The following is a 3,499-nucleotide window of genomic DNA, read 5'->3' on the forward strand; positions in this document are numbered from 1 at the left end:
GAACTAGTCCACAAAGAAGTCGCAATGGTAAAGAAATACCTCCAGCTCTACTGGACCATAAAAGATGAGGCCCGTGCGGCGATAAGATTGGCGGTGAAAAAGGAGCTTAGGGGCAAGGCGCATTTTCGGCATTAGGCATACTGCTGCAGGTGTCTAAAACGGAGGTCACTGGGCCGCCCTTTACGCTGATACCGGGCCAGCCATTTCTGTAATCAACGGGCCAATATTTAGGCGTTGTTTCCGTAGGTCATTGGGCACTTTAATACAAGCACGGACCTTTAAATTAGCACTAAACCGACTATTACTCATACACGCTGTATGTGTGGTTTTTTATTAATTCGACTTGATAATTTAATAATTTCTGTTTTATCAAAAAGTATCCTCTGGATAAAAGAAATGCATAATTATTCATTGCCGTGAAAAGCATTTCTAAATTATTGTCATAGTATTTTTCATTTACAAAATATTTCCATTTCTTAGATAGGTACAATTCAAAGTTTTCTTTTATTTCATTAGTTATTTCAGTCTGATAATCTTGACTTTCTAATATTTCAGTAATTCCTTTCTTTAACTGTTCTTCAAGTGTTTCTATGTTAATAAAATTGGCTCTGATTTGTTCAAACGGAGTAGTGTCATTAACAAATTGCAACCTGTTTGTCAGTTGAATATAAACATCATATTTAACATCAAATTCTTTGTCATAATTAAAAAATTGTCTGTATAGGTTTTCTAATGAAGCATTTAAATTAGCTTTTTGTTCTTGACTTCTAAAGAATTTAAAAATTTCAACATCATGTGCCGCAATTTTTTCATTTAACAGTTCTAAGCTCTTTTCTAGTTTAGAAAGTAAACCGTTACAATCTTTCTTTGAGTATTTAACACCGTCATAATCAAAGGTTTTTACGCCAGATTGTTTATCGGAAATTTGTTTGATAGATTCAATATCACTTTGCAATGATATCGCGATATAAACTTCATCTACTCTACTTTCTGAAAATAAATCTTCAAGCTCGATATTTTTTGTACTTTGTCCAATGTTCTGAATATCAAAAAACACAGGGTTTTTATTGTCGTAGTAACCATTGTAAACCTTTGAAAAGGTGCTTTTTAAAAAATCCTCCACAAAGTTGGATTGAAACATTTCAAAAGGTAAAGCAGAACATTCTCCGGTATAAATTACATCCTTAAACATCTTATGCGTAAGTTCTACTTGGTTTTTCTCAATATCTGTAAATAATAGATTTGCAGGTTCATTATTGAGATTTGTATTAGATAACCCTGTTTTTTCTAACCTAACTATTCTATCTTCTGTGCTTGGATGAGAAGCCCATTGATCTTTTACTACCAATTTTGATTTATTGAACTTGTTTAAATCATTCTCTGAAATTTGGGGCAAATCATTCTTTATTTCAATGTTATTGTCTTTTGCAAGAAAATTTGTTACAAATAAGTGGTCTTTATAAATATTATCCGATTTTTGATTATCAGCAATTTTTCTGTCATAAAAAGACAATACGGTACTTAAGGAATGGTCAGCAAAAGAAACCCTGAGCAACGAAGTTTTTAAAGGCTCATAGCCAGTCACATTTGCTGCTATTTCATCTGCGTGAAATTCCATTTCCCTAGACAATGCCATATAACTTTTATTTACTACACCATAAACTTGTTTAAGCACCCATTTTATGCCCTTTATCATTTTATGGGCTATAACTACAAAAATTGAAAAATAGCCACTTGCGTTTGCCCATTTTTGCAAAAGAGTATCGTAAGATTCATTATCAAATAACAGGTTGAAAATGACCTGATTTACATTATAGACATAACTTCCAACTTTCATTGTTTTTTGAGAAAAATGCCCAAATTCGTGGCTTAATATGGCTTTAAGTTCTGATTGGGTAACCGTATTCACAAGGCCTAAACCAATTTGCAGATTTTTTTTGGTTGGAAAAAACATACTCCAAAAGCTAGAGTCATAAAATACAGCAGCATTTACATCATATGAAAGATATACTTTTTTTGGGAATCTAGTACCAACTTCTTTTACAATATCGTCGATCATTTTAAAAAGGTTTGGCTCGTCTGCTTGTTTTATTTCAGTTAGATGCGATAGGTCAACCTTATGCGATTTAAGTATAAATTTTAGTAGGAAAAACAATACAAAAACACCTAAACTTGCCAAGCCAATTCCTAAAGCAATGGTAATCAACATTGGTCGAATTGCTATTAATATTATTCCCCCATACACACATAACACTGTCAACCCTAAAGCTATGGCTAACATAAGCAAATAGGTGAGTACAAATAATGTTATTGATAAAACTGCTTTGGTCGTTTGAGTTTTAAACTGAGGAGATATTTTAATTTCTTTCATTGTCAAATATTGTTCTGTTTTATATCATACACCATTGGTAATCTCCATAAGTCCAATAAGGCTTATCCAACCGAATTAGGAGGGAAAAGCTTCACAAAATTCTTAGGCCTCATCCTCCATCCAGCCTTTGTCAAGCACTGTGAGGATCCCATGGCAATACCTGCATGATCTAAATTGGCCTTATGATGCTTCTTCAAGATTATAGAATTAATTTGAATAAAAAAATACCGTGGATGGGGTAATATGACTAGAATTAAGAAATATATATTGGATTTGGAAAGTGATGATAAAGATTCTGAAAAAGACCTGCCAGATTCTGAAAACCAGGCAGCTCGCCTACCCCTCTATTCCTTCTCCCGATACCACTCCGGGATTTCCGGTGAAGGATAATACTTCTTTTCCATAGGCAAATAAACCTGTAGACCTCTAAGCTGCTCCAGGCTGTAAGGATGACCTTCATCTTCCACCAGTTGATCAGAGACCAGTACCTGATAATCCCCATCTATGCTGACCATTTCCCTGTCAAAGGTCTCCTATAACACCAGCAATGGGCCCCTGAGATCCATTCCCGATATACCCGGAACCAGATCATGGCAGCATTCGTATTAAGGACCTTTGCCACCAAAACCTCCAACCGGGAAGGTGTGGCAGAAAACAAATCCCTGAACGTTGAGCTGCTCTTTGTCGACCTGATCAAATCAGAGGAGAACTTCTCCCCCACCACCATGTATCAGGATTACGCCATCACAGCACAGCTATTCCACTGGTAGTCCTAAATTAAAGCCCGCCCAGATAAGGGAAAAGGGCTAAGTTACATCAGGCACCTGGAAGAAGGCAAAACCATCCTCCTGTTTGTCCGCGAACAGAAACAGGACGAATTCAGCAACACCATAGGCAACGTCTTCATCGGAGATGAGCAGTTGAAAGATTACTCCGGCTCAAAGCCTATGAACATCCAATGGGAGCTTGCCGAGCCTTTGCCGCATTATTTGTATAATGCTTTGGCGAAGTTTGGGTAAGAGAGGGAAAAAGATAAATAAATCATTAACTGGTTTACCATGGCCCCTGTAGGGATGAAAAATTTTTCATCCCTACAGGGGCAAATATTTGTATATCTCTCTCAAATTC

At 36.1% G+C, this 3,499-nt stretch carries 3 protein-coding genes; 1 reads left to right on the forward strand and 2 read right to left on the reverse strand.

The annotated features are described in order from the left end of the window. Positions 1-301: 301 nt before the first annotated feature. Together EL17_RS22065 and EL17_RS23730 are read right to left on the reverse strand one after the other, a co-directional pair. Complete coding sequence (locus EL17_RS22065) at positions 302-2,371, reverse strand: M48 family metalloprotease (RefSeq protein WP_035079866.1); 2,070 nt, start codon at positions 2,369-2,371, stop codon at positions 302-304. Between the two features lie 344 nt (positions 2,372-2,715). Further along, entirely contained in the window at positions 2,716-2,886 is a 171-nt protein-coding gene (locus EL17_RS23730; RefSeq protein WP_164675226.1) for a hypothetical protein, read from the reverse strand. Between the two features lie 45 nt (positions 2,887-2,931). Between EL17_RS23730 and EL17_RS24445 the strand changes: the two genes are divergently transcribed. Beyond that, positions 2,932-3,141 carry a DUF3427 domain-containing protein gene (locus EL17_RS24445; protein WP_394332181.1) on the forward strand — a complete coding sequence of 70 codons (210 nt, stop codon included), beginning with the start codon at positions 2,932-2,934 and terminating at the stop codon, positions 3,139-3,141. Positions 3,142-3,499: the final 358 nt, after the last annotated feature.

The sequence above is a fragment of the Anditalea andensis genome, from assembly GCF_000714815.1.
GTDB lineage: Bacteria > Bacteroidota > Bacteroidia > Cytophagales > Cyclobacteriaceae > Anditalea > Anditalea andensis.

Bases quoted from the DNA above. Each gene is read 5' to 3' on its own strand.
- EL17_RS23730 (WP_164675226.1), bottom strand. From the start codon at position 2,886: ATGGTCAGCATAGATGGGGATTATCAGGTACTGGTCTCTGATCAACTG.
- EL17_RS22065 (WP_035079866.1), bottom strand. From the start codon at position 2,371: ATGAAAGAAATTAAAATATCTCCTCAGTTTAAAACTCAAACGACCAAA.